This is a genomic window from Rhodoblastus sp. 17X3 (assembly GCF_030056575.1).
Lineage (GTDB): Bacteria > Pseudomonadota > Alphaproteobacteria > Rhizobiales > Beijerinckiaceae > Rhodoblastus.
This window is the reverse complement of record NZ_JASHHX010000005.1, coordinates 198,634-213,889: the sequence shown is the minus strand read 5'-3', so window position 1 is coordinate 213,889 and position 15,256 is coordinate 198,634. Positions and strand designations below refer to the sequence as shown.

At 64.3% G+C, this 15,256-nt stretch carries 16 protein-coding genes and 1 pseudogene; 4 read left to right on the top strand and 13 right to left on the bottom strand.

Going from position 1 to position 15,256, the window contains the following annotated elements; all coding sequences use genetic code 11:
• The 7 genes and pseudogenes from QM467_RS07595 to argH all read right to left on the bottom strand — a co-directional run.
• A pseudogene (locus tag QM467_RS07595) lies at positions 1 to 120 on the bottom strand (electron transfer flavoprotein subunit beta/FixA family protein); the annotation flags it as partial.
• Positions 121 to 430: 310 nt separating this feature from the next.
• The gene (locus QM467_RS07590; protein WP_283365703.1) at positions 431 to 1,006 is read right to left on the bottom strand and encodes a cob(I)yrinic acid a,c-diamide adenosyltransferase; all 576 of its coding nucleotides are present in this window, start codon (positions 1,004 to 1,006) and stop codon (positions 431 to 433) included.
• A gap of 122 nt (positions 1,007 to 1,128) precedes the next feature.
• Complete coding sequence (locus QM467_RS07585; RefSeq protein ID WP_283365702.1) at positions 1,129 to 1,317, bottom strand: twin transmembrane helix small protein; 189 nt, start codon at positions 1,315 to 1,317, stop codon at positions 1,129 to 1,131.
• A 34-nt stretch (positions 1,318 to 1,351) separates the two neighbouring features.
• Entirely contained in the window at positions 1,352 to 3,949 is a 2,598-nt protein-coding gene (locus QM467_RS07580) for a TIGR02302 family protein (protein WP_283365701.1), read from the bottom strand.
• Positions 3,950 to 3,998: 49 nt separating this feature from the next.
• On the bottom strand, positions 3,999 to 5,270 hold the full coding sequence (gene lysA / locus QM467_RS07575) for a diaminopimelate decarboxylase (protein ID WP_283365700.1): 1,272 nt from the start codon (positions 5,268 to 5,270) through the stop codon (positions 3,999 to 4,001).
• Positions 5,271 to 5,278: 8 nt separating this feature from the next.
• Complete coding sequence (locus QM467_RS07570; RefSeq protein ID WP_283365699.1) at positions 5,279 to 5,539, bottom strand: hypothetical protein; 261 nt, start codon at positions 5,537 to 5,539, stop codon at positions 5,279 to 5,281.
• Between the two features lie 81 nt (positions 5,540 to 5,620).
• Complete coding sequence (gene argH, locus QM467_RS07565) at positions 5,621 to 7,015, bottom strand: argininosuccinate lyase (protein WP_283365698.1); 1,395 nt, start codon at positions 7,013 to 7,015, stop codon at positions 5,621 to 5,623.
• 24 nt (positions 7,016 to 7,039) lie between these two features.
• Between argH and tlpA the strand changes: the two genes are divergently transcribed.
• Positions 7,040 to 7,726, top strand: a complete 687-nt coding sequence (gene tlpA, locus QM467_RS07560) for a thiol:disulfide interchange protein TlpA (RefSeq protein WP_283365697.1) — start codon at positions 7,040 to 7,042, stop codon at positions 7,724 to 7,726.
• A 6-nt stretch (positions 7,727 to 7,732) separates the two neighbouring features.
• On the opposite strand, the gene grxD is transcribed toward tlpA, so the two are convergent.
• The 3 genes from grxD to purL form a co-directional block, all read right to left on the bottom strand.
• The gene (gene grxD / locus QM467_RS07555) at positions 7,733 to 8,089 is read right to left on the bottom strand and encodes a Grx4 family monothiol glutaredoxin (RefSeq protein ID WP_283365696.1); all 357 of its coding nucleotides are present in this window, start codon (positions 8,087 to 8,089) and stop codon (positions 7,733 to 7,735) included.
• A gap of 69 nt (positions 8,090 to 8,158) precedes the next feature.
• Positions 8,159 to 8,398, bottom strand: coding sequence for a BolA family protein (locus tag QM467_RS07550; RefSeq protein WP_283365695.1), 240 nt, complete (start codon positions 8,396 to 8,398; stop codon positions 8,159 to 8,161).
• A gap of 17 nt (positions 8,399 to 8,415) precedes the next feature.
• The gene (gene purL / locus QM467_RS07545; RefSeq protein WP_283365694.1) at positions 8,416 to 10,638 is read right to left on the bottom strand and encodes a phosphoribosylformylglycinamidine synthase subunit PurL; all 2,223 of its coding nucleotides are present in this window, start codon (positions 10,636 to 10,638) and stop codon (positions 8,416 to 8,418) included.
• A gap of 277 nt (positions 10,639 to 10,915) precedes the next feature.
• Here purL and QM467_RS07540 point away from each other — a divergent pair, with 277 nt between their 5' ends.
• Complete coding sequence (locus QM467_RS07540; RefSeq protein WP_283365693.1) at positions 10,916 to 11,653, top strand: OmpW/AlkL family protein; 738 nt, start codon at positions 10,916 to 10,918, stop codon at positions 11,651 to 11,653.
• Between the two features lie 114 nt (positions 11,654 to 11,767).
• Here QM467_RS07540 and purQ read toward each other — a convergent pair whose 3' ends face one another.
• The 3 genes from purQ to purC form a co-directional block, all read right to left on the bottom strand.
• Positions 11,768 to 12,454 (bottom strand): phosphoribosylformylglycinamidine synthase subunit PurQ, encoded by a 687-nt coding sequence (gene purQ, locus QM467_RS07535; RefSeq protein ID WP_283365692.1) that lies wholly within the window; start codon positions 12,452 to 12,454, stop codon positions 11,768 to 11,770.
• Between the two features lie 45 nt (positions 12,455 to 12,499).
• The gene (gene purS, locus QM467_RS07530) at positions 12,500 to 12,739 is read right to left on the bottom strand and encodes a phosphoribosylformylglycinamidine synthase subunit PurS (protein WP_283365691.1); all 240 of its coding nucleotides are present in this window, start codon (positions 12,737 to 12,739) and stop codon (positions 12,500 to 12,502) included.
• Between the two features lie 62 nt (positions 12,740 to 12,801).
• Complete coding sequence (purC, locus tag QM467_RS07525; RefSeq protein WP_283365690.1) at positions 12,802 to 13,596, bottom strand: phosphoribosylaminoimidazolesuccinocarboxamide synthase; 795 nt, start codon at positions 13,594 to 13,596, stop codon at positions 12,802 to 12,804.
• Between the two features lie 299 nt (positions 13,597 to 13,895).
• Between purC and QM467_RS07520 the strand changes: the two genes are divergently transcribed.
• Positions 13,896 to 14,213 (top strand): DUF1476 domain-containing protein, encoded by a 318-nt coding sequence (locus tag QM467_RS07520; RefSeq protein ID WP_283365689.1) that lies wholly within the window; start codon positions 13,896 to 13,898, stop codon positions 14,211 to 14,213.
• Positions 14,214 to 14,266: 53 nt separating this feature from the next.
• Entirely contained in the window at positions 14,267 to 15,250 is a 984-nt protein-coding gene (locus QM467_RS07515) for a tyrosine recombinase XerC (RefSeq protein ID WP_283365688.1), read from the top strand.
• Positions 15,251 to 15,256: the final 6 nt, after the last annotated feature.

Below are 15,256 nucleotides of genomic sequence, written 5' to 3'. Positions count from 1 at the left end.
TTCGTCGAACGGATTCATCGACATCTTGACGTTCGCCAGCTCGACGCCCGAACCGTCCGTCTTCACCCGGATCTTCACGTTGTAGTCAACAACCCGCTTCACGGGCACAAGGATTTTCATAGGTTTCGACCTCCATAAGCCTGTTCCGGAACAGCAGCAGGACTGCGTGGACCGGGATAAGCGTTAAGACCTCCAACGAAAACAATTCAGCACAAGCTTGGCCGGCCTGAAGAGGGGCAAGCTCGTCGCATCCTTGCTCGTTATCTCATTCGTTCGGCAAATTTGAAAAAGGCATTGAAGGCCCCTGTTCCGGACGACAGGCAAACTGGGAATCATCTGGTAGTCGCGGCTTTGCAGCGAGTCAACGCCGTCGCCGCGCGCCCGGCGATCTCGCTTCCGCGCCGCGTTTCGCCGCGGGGGCGGTCGCGCGTCAACGGTTCTGGCCCGGCTTCCAGAGAACGTCGCCGGCGCCGTCATGATTGGCGACGCGCGCGGCGACAAAGAGGAAATCGGAAAGACGGTTGATGAATTGCAGCGCCGGCGCGCTGACCTCCTCGCCGGAAGCGGCCAGAGCGACCATGCGCCGCTCGGCGCGGCGGGAAATGGCCCGGGCGAGGTGGAGCGCGGCGGCGGCGGGAGAGCCGCCCGGCAGGACGAAGGAGCGCAGGGGCGCCAGCCGGGCGTTGAGCGCGTCGATTTCCGCTTCGAGGCGGGTCACCTGCGCCATCACGATTCGCAAAGGCTCATAGCCGAGCGGCTGATCGGAAGGCGGGGTGGCGAGATCGGCGCCGAGATCGAACATGTCGTTCTGGATGCGCTCCAGCATGGCGTCGAGTTCGGGCATGGCCGCGGTGGAGAGGCGGGCGAGGCCGATGGCCGAATTGGCCTCGTCGACGTCGCCATAGGCTTCGACGCGCGCGTCATGTTTGGCGCGCCTTTCGCCGCTGGCGAGGCCGGTCGTGCCGTCGTCGCCCGTCCTGGTGTAGATCTTGTTGAGTTTGACCATGGTCGGAATTCACTCGAACGGGTTGATGCCATCGATCCTTGAAAAGGGCCGATGGTGTCCGCGCCGACTGACGCAGGCGGGCGCCTTTGTTTTCGACGAGTCGGAAACAAAGGCCAATGGTATTATCGGCGCAGGAACAAGACAGTCATGATCACGATGATCGCGACGAATTGCAGCCCCACGCGCCAGCGCATGAGTTTCTGCGACAGATTCGGGCTGCCGCCGCGCATCATGTTGGCCAATCCCAATAAAAGCACAAGCGCCACCGCGCCGAGCGCCGCGCCGGTCAGAATATTGGAAAAATTGCCCATAAGCTGAAAGTCCTGCTTAATATGTTGCTAGCGATCAATCGGGCTTGATCAGGCGCTCGAGATAATCGAGCTCCTCGCGGGCGCGGCTCGGATCGGAGAGCCTGCGCCGCAATTCCTCGAGCACCTTGCGGGCCTTTTGCGCGGCGGTCGCGTCAATATTGTTCTGCTTGTTCGCGCGGCCGAACCGCCCTTCGCCATTCTGACCCTTGAGGCCCTGGCCGTTTTTCTCGCCCGCCTGCTCCTGATCGTCCGAGGGGCCGTTTTCACCGCCCTGTTGCGCAATTTCGGCGGCGCCCTTGCGCAGGCCTTCCAGCGCGCGGCCTTGTGCGCTCAGGGCGGATTCATTGTCGCCCTGCTTGAGCGCCTGCTCGGCCTGCTTCATGCCGTCCTCGGCCTCGGCCAGGCCTTCTGATTTCTTTCCAGCGCCGCTTTCGGCCCGCTTCTTGAGAGCATTCAGCCTCTTTTCGAGTTCGCCTTGCCGCTGGCCCAGTTCGCCTTGAGTCCCTTGTTCGGCCTGTCCGCCCTGTTCGTCAGGCGCGCCGCCGCGCTGTCCCTGACGCTTGCCCTTGCCGGCGCCGGGCGACTGCGCCGCGCGATCTTGCGGGCTCTCGCCCTGACCATCCTGCGCTTCTTCGTCGCCCGGCTGCTGGTCAGCGCCCTTGGCGTTGTCGCGGTCCTGCGCGAACGTGTCGTCGCGCAATTTCTGCTGTTCGCGCATGAGATTGTCGATGTCGCGCATGGTCCGGCGATTTTGCGAGGCCTGATTTGATCGCTCCGATTGCTCGGCTGTCTTGAGGTTTTCAAGCATGTCCCGCATGCGGTCGAGCAGCTCCATCGCGGCGTCCTTGTCGCCATCCTTGGCGGCCTCGGCCAGCTGATCGAGCATGGATTTGAGATCCTTGGGCGTGATCGACTGCCCTTCGCCGGTTTCGCTTTCGGATCCCTTGTCGTTCTTGGCCGCGTTGTCCCTTGCGGCCTTTTCCTGCATGGCGTTGAGATATTGGTCGAGCGCCTTTTTCATCTGCTCGGTCAATTTGGCGATTTCCTCGGGCGAGGCGCCGCGCTTCAGGGCTTCGCGCAAGGCCTGTTCCGCCGCCCGAAGGTCGCGCTCGGCCTGCGAGCTATCGCCATCCTCGACGCGTAGGGCCATTTCCCAGAGGAAATCGACGACCGCGACGAGTTCGGCGTCGTTTCGGGCGTGACGCAAGGAATCGTGGACGAAGCGAAGCCCGAGATAAGTGCTGGAGTCCGGCGTGAATATGTCCGGCGCGATCATCAGGGCGTCGATCGCCGCGAGCACCCGGTCCCGTTGTGCGGCGTCCAGGGCGAGGATGCGCCGCTGCTCGGTCAGCGCGAGGGCGAGGGGGTTCTTGAAGACCTTGCCCGGCAGGACGTAATTGCGAAGGATCGCCTGGCCTTCGCCGCCGCCCTCGTCATGGACGGCGAGCGCGAGATCGACCTGCGCGCCGGCATAGGGGCTGTCGCTCCAGTCGAGCGTCGTCCTGCCCTCGCCGAGGCCGCCCGGACCGGCCGGCAGGTCAAGCGACCCGCTCGGCGGCGGAACCAGCGCGCGGGCGTTGCGCGAAGTCTCCCCGGTTGCCGGATTTGCGACGACCTGCGCATCCCGCGCGCCGTAATCGTCCTCGATCCGATAGGAGAGGACGAAGGTGCCGTGCAGATTGGTCTGCGGCGGTCCAAGCGCCGTGATGCGGGGCGGAAGATCGGGGATGGCGCGGAGCGTGAAATTGCCGACGTCGTTTGCGCCGCGGCCAATCGTCAGGCTCCCGTCGCCGCGCAGGGCGAAGCGCCGCTCCCTCGCGGCGGAGTCGGGGCCATTGGCCGCCGGCGCGGCTTCGATCCCGCCCTGAGTCGAGACCCGGAGATCGGTCGTGTTGGCGGCGCGAATGACGATGGCCGAGCCGATCGGCGCGGAAATGGGTCCGGGCGTCTTGCCCGCATCTTGCAGCGAAAGGACAATCGGCGGCTTGCCGGTATAGCCGGGCGGGTCGATCCAGGCGTCGAGGCGCGCCGGCGCGCCGTCCGCGGCCCGCCAGCGCCAATCGAAGGCGGCGGCGACGCGAGCGTATTTTTCGGGTCCCGCGAGCAGGCCCGTGGCGACGAGGGCGAGCACGGCCAGCGCGCCGAGCGCATGGCGATCGATTGTCCAGAGCTTCGGCGAGGGCACGATGGGCTGGAGCCGGGCGGCGAGTCGTTCCGCGCGCCGCTGATGCAGCCGCCAGAGCTCTCGCGTCTGGGGATCGTCGCTATTGGCGAGCGCATCCGCCAAGGCGGCGGCGGGGGCGTCGCTGTCGCCTGCGTCAAGCGCGTCGCGGGCCTGGCCGGCGTCAGGCCAGGAAAAATCACGCAGGCGCGCCAGGGCGGCGACCAGCGCGCCGATGAATGCGGCGACCCCGAGAATGCGAAGAAAAGTCGGCGCGCCAAGCCAGATCCCGGTCCAGCTCAATGCAACGAAAAGCCCGACGACAATGCCCGCCGGGGCAAGGGCGCGGGCAAGCCTCTCTATGACGAGGGCGCCTTGCGCGAGCAAGGTCAGCCGGCGCGGCCGCGTCTTCCGCCATTCCGCCAGGCGGAAGCGGACAGAATTTCGCCAACCCGATGGATCTTGCGTCACCCTGCCGCGCCTCGCTCTCGAACGGATTATTTCGCGCCGATCAGAGGCTTCATGTCAACCACGGCGGAATTTTGTCGAGCCCGATCAAGGAGTCGTAATCGCCGCGAGGCCGGATGACCGCGTGCTTGTCGCCGTCGACCAGCACTTCGGGGATCAGCAGGCGGGAATTATAGGTTCCGGCCTGCACCGCGCCATAGGCGCCGGCGGACATCACCGCCAGCAGATCGCCCGGCCGCGGCTCGGGCAGGTCGCGGTTGCGGGCGAGAAAATCCCCTGTCTCGCAGACCGGGCCAACGAGATCGGCCTTGATCGTTGCTGCGCCCTCGCGCGGCGCAACGACCGGGAAAATGTCGTGATGGGCTTCGTAGAGCGTCGGACGGACGAGGTCGTTCATCGCGGCGTCCACGATGATGAAATTCTTCGCCGCGCCATGTTTGACATAGATGACGCTTGTCACCAGCACTCCGGCGTTGCCGACGATCAGGCGCCCAGGCTCGAACACGAGCCTGGCGCCGAGCGGCTTGATGTGGCGGTGGACGATCTCGGCGTAAAGCTCGGGCCGGTAGCTTTCGGGATTTTCGCGTTCGGAATAGGGAATCCCCAGACCGCCGCCAAGATCGACATGGGCTATCTCATGTCCGTCGGAGCGCAGCGCGCGCACGAAATCGGCGAGAAGCGCGAAGGCGTTGTCGAAGGGCGCGAGATCGGTGATCTGCGAGCCGATATGCATGTCCACGCCGGCGATTCTGATCCCCGGCAGGCGCTTCGCGCGGGCGTAAACCTCGCGGGCGACCGAAATCGGGATGCCGAACTTGTTTTCGGACTTGCCGGTCGAAATCTTGGCGTGGGTCTTGGCGTCGACGTCCGGATTGACGCGGATCGAGATCGTGGCGGTCTGGCCCCGCGCCGCGGCGATCTGCGATATGCGCTCCAGCTCGGGCTCGGATTCGACGTTGAAACAGAAAATACCATAGTCGAGCGCCAGCGCGATTTCGCGGTCGGTCTTGCCGACGCCAGAAAAAGTGATGCGCTCGCCGGGCACCTGCGCGGCCTTTGCGCGCCGCAATTCGCCTTCCGAAACGACGTCCATGCCCGCGCCAAGCTTCGCGAGCAGGGTCAGCACGGCCTGGTTGGAATTGGCCTTCATCGCATAGCAGACGAGCGCGTCGAGATCGCTCATCGCCTGCGAAAAAACCTCGAAATGGCGGCGGATCGTGGCGCCGCTGTAGCAATAGAACGGGGTTTCGACGCTTTTCGCCAATTCCGGCAAAGCGACGCCCTCGGCATGCAGCACGCCGTCCTTATAGTCGAAAAAATGCATGCCGGACCTTAAAGCAGGAAGTCGAAGGGCGTCGGCGTCTTGCGCGCGCCGGCCTTGAGCGAGTTGTCGTCGATCCCTTTTGGCAATTTCTGGTGCGAATTGGCCGTCGGGCTCACGTTGGCCGGCGAGGGCGGCGCCTCCTCCGCCTTCTTTTCGACGGCGGGGTCGAGCGGTACCGGCAAGCCGCGCCGCCCGCAGCCTTCGAGCAGCAGAGCGCCGGAAAGGGCCGCCGCGCACAGCGCCGCCTTGATAAGAACGTGACGAGTCAAAAGCCGGACTCCCGAATGATCCCGCGAACGGCGCGGACTATAGAAGAAAAGCCAGAAATGCGCGTCAACAAAGGCGCAGCCTCAGGCTGATTTTTCGTCGGCGAGGCGTTCGCTCCACGCCTGCGCCTGTTTGCGCACATTGTCCGGCGCCGTTCCGCCGAGGCTCAGGCGGCTGCGCACCGAGTTCTCGACGCCCAGAACCTCGAAAACGGCGCCGGTGATGGCCGGTTCGACCGATTGCAGCTGTTCGAGGGTCAGCTGCTCCAGTTCGAGGCCGGCTTCAGCGGCGATCCCCACGATCCGGCCCGTGACGTGATGGGCCTGGCGGAAGGGCATGCCAAGCGTCCGCACCAGCCAGTCCGCCAGATCGGTCGCGGTGGAATAGCCCGAGCCCGCCGCCGCCTTCATGCGGTCGACGCGCGGCGTCAGGTCGCGGACCATGCCGGCCATGGCGGCGATGCAGAGCGACAGGGATTGCAGCGAATCGAAACAGCCTTCCTTGTCTTCCTGCATGTCCTTGGAATAGGCCAGCGGCAGGCCCTTCATGACAATGAGGAGCCCGGCGAGATCGCCGATGATCCGGCCCGACTTGCCGCGCACCAGCTCGGCGGCGTCGGGATTGCGCTTTTGCGGCATGATCGACGAGCCGGTGGTGAATTTGTCCGAAAGCGCGATGAAGCCGAATTGGGGCGTCGTCCACAGCACGATTTCTTCCGCGAATCGCGACAGATGGGTCGCTGCGATGGCGGCGGCGGACAGGGTTTCGAGCACGAAATCGCGGTCGGAGACGCTGTCGAGCGAATTGGCGGTAGGGCGGTCGAAGCCCAGCGCGCGGGCCGTGGCCTCGCGGTCGATCGGAAAGGAGGTGCCGGCGAGCGCCGCCGCGCCGAGCGGACATTCGTTCAGGCGCGCGCGCGCGTCGCGGAAGCGGCCGCGGTCGCGGGAAATCATCTCGACATAGGCCAGGCAATGATGGCCGAAGGTGACCGGCTGCGCGGATTGCAGATGGGTGAAGCCCGGCATGACCGCATCGGCGTAGATCCCGGCCTTTTCGATCAGAGCGAGCTGAAGGTCGCGCAGCTGGCCGTCAAGATCGTCGATGGTGTCGCGGACCCAGAGCTTGAAATCCAGCGCGACCTGGTCATTGCGCGAGCGCGCGGTATGCAGGCGACCGGCCACGGGGCCGATCAGTTCGGCCAGACGCGATTCGACATTCATGTGAATGTCTTCCAGCGCGCGGGAGAAGGTGAACTCGCCGCTCTCGATTTCGGCGGCGACCTCGTCTAAACCCTTGGCGATGGCGTCGGAATCGGCTTGCGAGACGATTCCGGCCTTCGCCAGCATGGCGACATGCGCCTTGGAGCCGGCGATGTCCTGCCGCGCCAGGCGATAGTCGAAGCCGATGGAGGCGTTAATCTCCTCCATGATCTCATCGGGGCCGCTGGTGAAACGGCCGCCCCACATCTGATTGCTCATGACCGCTCCGCAGCGAGGTCTCTGATGAATGACGAGCAAGAGGCGCCGCCGCCGGTCGATCCCGCGCAGATGCGCGCCATCGCCCGCAGGCTCATCCTGCCGCATGTGTTCCTTGTCGCCGCCATGCTGGCGGCGGCTGTCCTATACGTGAAGAACATGGGCGGGGGCAAGGAAGCCGCGACGGGCGCGAGCGAATGCGCGGCCTCGGCGGCGCTGGCGACGAAACTCGCGCCTCTGGCCAAGGGCGATATCGCGGCGCTGGCGATCCGCGCCCAGCCGCGTCCCGCACAGAATTTCAGTTTTCTGCATGACGGCGCGCCCACGGAGGTCGCCTCCTTCAAGGGGCGGACCATTCTCCTGAACCTCTGGGCGACATGGTGCGTGCCGTGCCGGGAGGAAATGCCGGCGCTGGATCGACTGCAGGGCGAGGCGGGGAATGATCGCTTCAGCGTCGTCGCGGTCAATATCGACACGGCGCGACTGGAGCGGCCCAAGGCCTTCCTGCAGGAAATCGGCGTCAAGAATCTGGGCTTCTATGCCGATTCGAGCGGAAAGGCGTTTCAGGGCCTGCAACAAAGCGGCAAGCTTGTCGGTCTTCCGACGACATTCCTGATCGGTCCCGATGGCTGCGAGATTGGCGCGCTCGCCGGTCCCGCGAAATGGGACGGCGCCGACGCCCTGGCTTTGATCAGGGCGGCGACGCAGCCGTGAGAGCCGTCAGGCCTTGCGCGGGTCCTTGACCGGGACGCCAGCGGATTTGAGCTGGTCGATCAGCTCGCCCGACTCGAACATTTCGCGGATGATGTCGCAGCCGCCGACAAATTCGCCCTTGATGTAAAGCTGGGGAATCGTGGGCCAGTTGGCGTATTGCTTGACGCCTTCGCGGATTTCGCCGTCTTCCAGCACATTCACGCCCTTGTAGGGCACTTCCAGAAAGCCGAGGATCTTCGCGACCTGGCCCGAGAAGCCGCATTGCGGGAAGTTCGGCGTGCCCTTCATGAAGAGCACGACGTCATTTTCAGCCACTTCCTGCTTGATGCGGTCGATGGCGGTGGAAATCATAGCGTCCGACATGGCTTGTTCCTTTCACACGGAGGTCAAGGCTCCGCGACGGAACATAATTAAGCCTCGCGGGCGCTGGCTTCAAGCCGTTTCCGGCGCCGCCGTCTCCAGCGCCAGGGCGTGGAGCACGCCGCCGACCTGGCCGCCGAGCGCCGAATAGACCAATTGATGCTGGCGCACGCGGCTCAAGCCGCGAAAAGCTTCGGAAATCACCTGGGCGCGGTAATGATCGCCGTCGCCGGCGAGATCCGTGATAATCACCTCCGCATCCGGCATGGCGACCTTGATCAGGCGTTCGATTTCGCTGGCTTCCATCGGCATGGCATATCCTCAAAGGTTCAGGCGGTTTTCCCGCCGGCCATATAGGCCGGCATCCAGTTCTCGTGCGCCTCTAGCAATTCCCGCACCAGCATAGGCGAAGCTCCGCCGAGCGCCAGGACGTCGCCGCCGGTCTCGCCGATGACCGCGACGGGAACGCCCGCTTTCGCGGCGAGGGCGAGGATTTCATCCGCGCGGCCAACCGGCGCGGCCAGCAGATAGCGGCCCTGATCCTCGCCGAACCAGACGGCCGCAATATCCGCGCCCGGAGCGGCGACTTTCGCGCCGACGCCGCGCGCCATGGCCATTTCGGCCAGAGCTACGGCGAGGCCGCCGTCGGAAACGTCATGCGCCGCGCTGACGAAGCCGCCTACGATCAACGCGCGGACGAAATCGCCATGCGCTTTTTCCTTCGCAAGATCGACCGGCGGCGGGGCGCCTTCCTCACGGCCGAGAATCTCGCGCAAATAAATCGACTGGCCCAGCCAGCCCTCGGTTTCGCCGACGAGCAGGATTTTCTCGCCCGGCGCGCGGAAAGCAAGGCCGGCGCTCTTGGTCACGTCCGCGACAAGGCCGACGCCGCCAATCGACGGGGTCGGCAGAATGCCCTTGCCCTGCGTCTCATTATAAAGCGAAACATTGCCCGAAACGATCGGGAAATCGAGCGCGCGGCAGGCCTCGCCAATGCCCTGGAGGCAGGCGACGAACTGGCCCATGATTTCCGGCTTTTCCGGATTGCCGAAATTGAGATTGTCAGTCAGCGCCAGCGGTCTGCCGCCGACGGCGGTGATATTGCGCCACGCTTCCGCCACAGCCTGCTTGCCGCCCTCGACCGGATCGGCGAAGCAATAGCGCGGCGTGACGTCAGCGGTGAGCGCGAGGCCCTTGGGGCCATTCTCGACCCGCACTACCGCGGCGTCGCCGCCGGGTCCCTGGATGCTGTTGCCGAGAATCAGATGGTCATATTGCTCCCAGATCCAGCGCTTGGAGGCGAGATCAGGGGTGGCGACGAGCTTCTTCAAAGCGGCGTCGATCGGGAGCGGCGCGGCGAGCGCCGCCGAATCGAGCTTTTGCGGCTTCGGGGTCGGGACAGAGGGCCGGTCGTAGAGCGGCGCCTCGTCGCCGAGCTGCTTGATCGGCAGGTCGGCCTTGATCTCGCCGCCGTGCTTGACGACGAAGCGCAGAGTGTCGGTGGTCTTGCCAATGACGGCGAAATCCAGCCCCCATTTGCGGAAAATCGCCTCGGCTTCCTCTTCCTTTTCTGGATCGAGCACCATGAGCATGCGCTCCTGGCTTTCCGAGAGCATCATTTCATAGGCGCTCATGCCCGGCTCGCGGCACGGCACCTTGTCGAGATCGAGCTCGATGCCGAGATTGCCCTTGGCGCCCATTTCGACGGCGGAGGAGGTCAGGCCCGCCGCGCCCATGTCCTGAATGGCGACGACGCAGCCCTTGGCCATGATTTCGAGGCAGGCTTCGAGCAGGAGCTTTTCCGAGAAGGGATCGCCGACCTGCACGGTGGGGCGCTTCTCTTCGGATTTTTCGTCGAATTCCGCCGAGGCCATGGTGGCGCCGTGGATGCCGTCGCGCCCGGTCTTCGAGCCGAGATAGACGATGGGGCGTCCAACGCCGGTCGCCGCCGCGTAAAAGATCTCGTCCGTGCGCACGAGGCCGACCGCCATGGCGTTGACGAGGATGTTGCCGTCATAGCTCGAATGGAAAGCGGTGGAGCCGCCCACCGTCGGCACGCCAAAGCTGTTGCCATAGCCGCCGATGCCGGCGACCACGCCCGACACCAGATGGCGGGTCAGGGGGTGGTCGACCGAGCCGAAGCGCAGCAGATTGAGGCAGGCGATGGGCCGGGCGCCCATGGTGAAGACATCGCGGAGAATGCCGCCGACCCCGGTGGTCGCGCCCTGATAAGGCTCGATATAGGACGGGTGGTTGTGGCTCTCCATCTTGAAGGCGCAAGCGAGGCCGTCGCCGATATCGATGATCCCGGCGTTCTCGCCCGGCCCCTGGATCACCCAGGGCGCCGAGGTCGGAAGCTTCTTCAGATGCAGCCGCGACGATTTATACGAGCAGTGCTCGTTCCACATCGCCGAGAAAATCCCCAGTTCGGTGAAGGTCGGCTCGCGTCCGATCAGCTTCAGGATGCGCTGATATTCGTCCGGCTTGAGGCCGTGCTGGGCGACCAGATCGGGCGTGATCGCCGGTTCATGGGATTTCGTCTGAGCGGTCAAGGAATCCGGCCTTGTCAAAAACGCGCCAATTCGTCGCGGAGGAGCCGCGAAACGCGCATGGCGTTCGTAAATCCTCGCGCGGGTCTTGGCAAGAACGCGAGCAGGGCGCCAATTTGTGTTATTTCCGCCACAGCTTACCGCAGATGCGTTGTCGCATCGCAATATCTTGATCCAGATCAAGCGCAAATCTGATGATTGGGAACAGTTTCAGCCAGCGCCCGGTACGCCGCGAAGGGGTTCTGTGGCCTAAGTTTTCGTAATCTCTGGAATGCCTCCCATGAAAAACAATTTTCGCATCGCCTTCGCGGCCGCTCTGCTGAGCACCGTGGCCGCCCCGGTCTTCGCCGCCGATCTTCCCTCGACCAAGTCCGCTCCGGTCTATGCGCCGATCAATGATTCCTTCGATCCCTTCCTGATCCGCGTCCGCGCCCTCGGCGTCCTGCCCAACGCCAGCGGCACGACCCTGGCCGGCGCTCCGCTCTATCACGCTTCGCTTTCGAACAATGTCGTTCCGGAAGTCGATTTCACCTATTTCTTCACCAAGAACATCGCGGTCGAAGTGATCGCCGGCATGGCGCACACCACGCTGACCGGTTCGCTGACGCCGTTCGGCGTGAAGAACAACGCCGCCAACACGACGCTGCTGCCGCCCACCGCGACCCTGCAGTATCACTTCGCTCTCGGCCAGTTCGACCCCTATCTCGGCGTCGGCGCCAACTACACCTGGTTCCTGCAGACCACTTCGCCGCTGACCCGCAGCCTGGGCGCCGGCGACGCCATCAACATCAAGCCCTCCGCCGGTCTCGCGTTGCAGGCGGGCTTCGACTACTACCTGACCAAGCACTGGGCGCTCAACGTCGACGCCAAATATCTGTTCCTGGAAACCACCGGCAACACCCCGTTCGGCCCGAACACGCTGCACCTGTCCGCCAACACCTGGCTGGTCGGCGTCGGTCTCGGCTATCGCTTCGGCGCCGCCGACATCTTCGGCGCTCCGGTCGTCGCCAAGTACTGATTTTTTCGCACACTCGCGAAAATGCAAAAGCCCGGTCGTCAGATCGGGCTTTTTTGTTGATCGGCTGGACAAGAAAAGGCGAGCAGGACTGCGGCCGCCGGGGCGGACTTCCGCTCAAGCCGCGCGTAAAAGGCTTTCGAACAGGCCGCGCCCGTCGATCCCGCCGACGAGGGGGTCGATCAGATTTTCCGGATGCGGCATCATGCCGAGCACGTTGAATTTTTCCGAATAGATCCCGGCGATGTCATTGGTCGAGCCATTGGGATTGGCCGCGCCGCCGACCTTGCCTGAGGCGTCGCAATAGCGGAACGCCACGCGGCCTTCGCCCTCGAGCCGGGCGATCGTTTCGTCATGGGCTTCGTAATTGCCCTCGCCATGGGCGATGGCGACGTCGATGGCTTGATGCAGGGCATAGGCGCGCGTGAAGGCGGTGTCGTTGCGCTCGACCCGCAAGTGTTGACGCTTGCAGACGAATCGCAGGTCGCGGTTGCGCATCAGCACGCCCGGAAGGAGGCCGCTTTCGCAGAGAATCTGGAAGCCATTGCAGATGCCGAGCACGAGTCCGCCGCGCGCGGCGTGGCTGCGCACCGCGTCCATGATATGGGCGCGGCCGGCGATGGCGCCGCAGCGCAGATAATCGCCATAGCTGAAGCCGCCGGGCAGGACGACGAGATCGGTTCCCGTGGGGAGATCGTGATCGGCGTGCCAGACGATGCTGGTTTCGGCTCCGGCCTGACGCAAGGCGCGCGCGGCGTCGCCCTCGCGATTGGACCCCGGGAACAGCACGATCGCCGCTTTCATGGCGTTCTCGCTTTCATGACGTTGGGAGGTTCAAGCCGCGACGGCTCAGAGCAATTCGAGGCGGTAGTTTTCGACGACCGTATTCGCCAGCAGTTTCTCGCTGGCTGCGGCCAGGGCCGCCCTGGCCGCTTCCGGGTCGGCGGCGTCAATCTCGATGTCGAAGACCTTGCCCTGGCGGACCGAGGCGATGCCCTCGACGCCCAGCGAATGCAGGGCGCCTTCAATGGCCTTGCCCTGTGGATCGAGCACGCCGGTTTTCAAGGTCACGGTGACGCGCGCTTTCATGGGGGGCGCTTTCCTTTTCGCCAATTGCGTTTGTCGCCGGGCGACCTTGCCGCCCGGGCGCCTTACTGCACCAGTTTGGGGCCGCCGGAATGCGGCTTTTCGTTTTCCTGCATGATGCCGAGCCGGCGCGCGACTTCGGAATAAGCCTCGACCAGGCCGCCCAGATCGCGGCGGAAACGATCCTTGTCGAGCTTGTCGTTGGACTTGATGTCCCACAACCGGCAGGAATCCGGCGAAATCTCGTCGGCGACGACGATGCGCATCATGTCGCCTTCCCAGAGCCGCCCGCATTCCATCTTGAAATCGACCAGACGGATGCCGACGCCGAGGAACAGTCCGGTGAGGAAATCATTGACGCGAATGGCAAGCGCCATGATGTCGTCGATTTCCTGCGGGGTCGCCCAGCCGAAGGCGGTGATATGTTCTTCCGACACCATCGGATCGTTGAGCGCGTCGTTCTTGTAATAGAACTCGATGATCGAGCGCGGCAACTGCGAGCCTTCCTCGATGCCGAGGCGGGTCGAGAGCGATCCGGCGGCGACGTTGCGCACGACGACTTCCAGCGGAATGATCTCGACCTCGCGGATCAATTGCTCGCGCATGTTAAGCCGGCGGATGAAATGAGTCGGCACGCCGATGTCGTTCAGATTCTGGAAAATATATTCCGAAATCCGGTTGTTGAGGACGCCCTTGCCGTCGATCACTTCATGCTTCTTTGCATTGAAGGCGGTGGCGTCGTCCTTGAAATGTTGAATCAAAGTGCCAGGTTCCGGGCCCTCATAGAGCACCTTGGCCTTGCCTTCGTAAATGCGACGGCGGCGATTCATGGGAAACAACCGATCCTTGAGATGATCCATGGATGCCGCGGCTCCTCCGGGCCTCCTGCGACGGCGGTCAGGCGGATCGGAAACGGCGACCTTCGCCTGTCGGCGCGAGTCGCCCGGATACGAAACCTTTGGGCCGCGTTTCTCAGGGTTCCTAGCCCGTTCCGCGCCGGGACACAACCAGTTTCCACGAATCGGGCGCCAACCCGCCCAATATCACCCGAAAGGCCCATTCCTGCGCGCGCTTCTTGAGGCAACGCAATGCTAGGCAGCGACCTAACGAATCTATATATATGCGCGCACGTAAAAACTGAAACGGGAAGGGAATGCAAATGTCCGGATTCGACAAGCGCGAAGAGGCTTTTGAGAGCAAATTCGCGCATGACGAGGAAATTCTGTTCCGGATCCTCGCCCGCGCCAAATTGACGACCGGGCTCTGGGCCGCCGAGAAGCTGGGCAAAACTGGCGCGGAAGCCGAGGATTACGCGAAGGCGCTCGTCACGCAGGATGTGGCCGGCGACCTCAAGTTCGGCGTTCTCGCGCAGATCCAGAAGGATTTCGCCGCCGCGGGCGTCGTCCAGTCGGAACACCAGATCGCGCGTCATTTCGAGGAATTCAAGGCCCAGGCCGCCAAGGCCGTCAAAGGCTGACCCAAGCCCGACGCGGCAAAGGATTGTTGACCTTCGGGGATTAGGCTGTCCGCATGGACAAGACTTCTCGACGGAATTCGGCCGCCGCGCTTGAGACCGCCTTTGCGGGCGCCGAAGCAGATCTCGTCGAGGCCGCGCGCTCCTGGCTGCGCCGCCTCGCCGGCGAAAGGCGCGCTTCTCCTCTGACACTCGACGCCTACGGGCGGGATCTGCGGCAATTCCTGCAATTTCTGGGCGAACGTTTCGAAGCGGCGCCCAATTTTTCAATGCTGGCGGGCCTGAAGCCGACGGATCTGCGCGCCTTCATGGCCCGGCGCCGCGACGACGGCGTCGCGTCGCGCTCGCTGCTGCGGCAACTGGCGGCGCTGCGCTCCTTTGCGCGGCACCTCGACCGCGAAGATCTCGCCAAGGTCGGCGTGTTCGACAAGGTCCGGTCGCCCAAGGTCGCCCGGTCGCTTCCCAAGGCGCTGCCCGCGGTCAAGGCGCGGGAAATGGCTTTAGGGGAAGGCGACGGCGACGATGTCCGGGCGCCATGGATTTTGGCTCGCGACGCAGCGGTCCTGGCCTTGCTTTACGGGGCGGGCCTGCGCATTTCCGAGGCCTTGGCGATCAGGCGCGGCGCGGCGCCGACCGGCGCCGTCGACTCCCTGACCATTGTCGGCAAGGGCGGCAAGACCCGCGCCGTTCCCGCGATCCTTCCGGTGCGAAAGGCGGTCGAGGCCTATCTCGAATGCTGCCCTTACAGCCTCGACAAGGACGGGCCGCTTTTCGTGGGCGCGCGCGGCGGAGCGCTTTCCCCACGAATCATCCAGCTGACGGTGGAGCGGTTGCGCGGCGCCCTCGGGCTGCCGGATTCGGCCACGCCTCACGCCCTTCGCCACTCCTTCGCCACCCATCTATTGAGCCGGGGCGGCGATTTGCGGTCGATTCAGGAGCTTCTGGGCCACGCCAGCCTGTCCACGACGCAGATCTACACCTCGATCGACAAGACGCGGTTGTTCGAGGCCTATCGCGCGGCGCATCCGCGCGCGGTTTAGGGCGCG

Excerpts from the sequence above, each read along its gene's own strand:
- QM467_RS07590 (WP_283365703.1), bottom strand. The coding sequence starts at position 1,006 with ATGGTCAAACTCAACAAGATCTACACCAGGACGGGCGACGACGGCACG.
- QM467_RS07585 (WP_283365702.1), bottom strand. The coding sequence starts at position 1,317 with ATGGGCAATTTTTCCAATATTCTGACCGGCGCGGCGCTCGGCGCGGTG.
- lysA (WP_283365700.1), bottom strand. The coding sequence starts at position 5,270 with ATGCATTTTTTCGACTATAAGGACGGCGTGCTGCATGCCGAGGGCGTC.
- argH (WP_283365698.1), bottom strand. The coding sequence starts at position 7,015 with ATGAGCAATCAGATGTGGGGCGGCCGTTTCACCAGCGGCCCCGATGAG.
- tlpA (WP_283365697.1), top strand. The coding sequence starts at position 7,040 with ATGAATGACGAGCAAGAGGCGCCGCCGCCGGTCGATCCCGCGCAGATG.
- grxD (WP_283365696.1), bottom strand. The coding sequence starts at position 8,089 with ATGTCGGACGCTATGATTTCCACCGCCATCGACCGCATCAAGCAGGAA.
- QM467_RS07550 (WP_283365695.1), bottom strand. The coding sequence starts at position 8,398 with ATGCCGATGGAAGCCAGCGAAATCGAACGCCTGATCAAGGTCGCCATG.
- QM467_RS07540 (WP_283365693.1), top strand. The coding sequence starts at position 10,916 with ATGAAAAACAATTTTCGCATCGCCTTCGCGGCCGCTCTGCTGAGCACC.
- purQ (WP_283365692.1), bottom strand. The coding sequence starts at position 12,454 with ATGAAAGCGGCGATCGTGCTGTTCCCGGGGTCCAATCGCGAGGGCGAC.
- purS (WP_283365691.1), bottom strand. The coding sequence starts at position 12,739 with ATGAAAGCGCGCGTCACCGTGACCTTGAAAACCGGCGTGCTCGATCCA.
- purC (WP_283365690.1), bottom strand. The coding sequence starts at position 13,596 with ATGGATCATCTCAAGGATCGGTTGTTTCCCATGAATCGCCGCCGTCGC.
- QM467_RS07520 (WP_283365689.1), top strand. The coding sequence starts at position 13,896 with ATGTCCGGATTCGACAAGCGCGAAGAGGCTTTTGAGAGCAAATTCGCG.
- QM467_RS07515 (WP_283365688.1), top strand. The coding sequence starts at position 14,267 with ATGGACAAGACTTCTCGACGGAATTCGGCCGCCGCGCTTGAGACCGCC.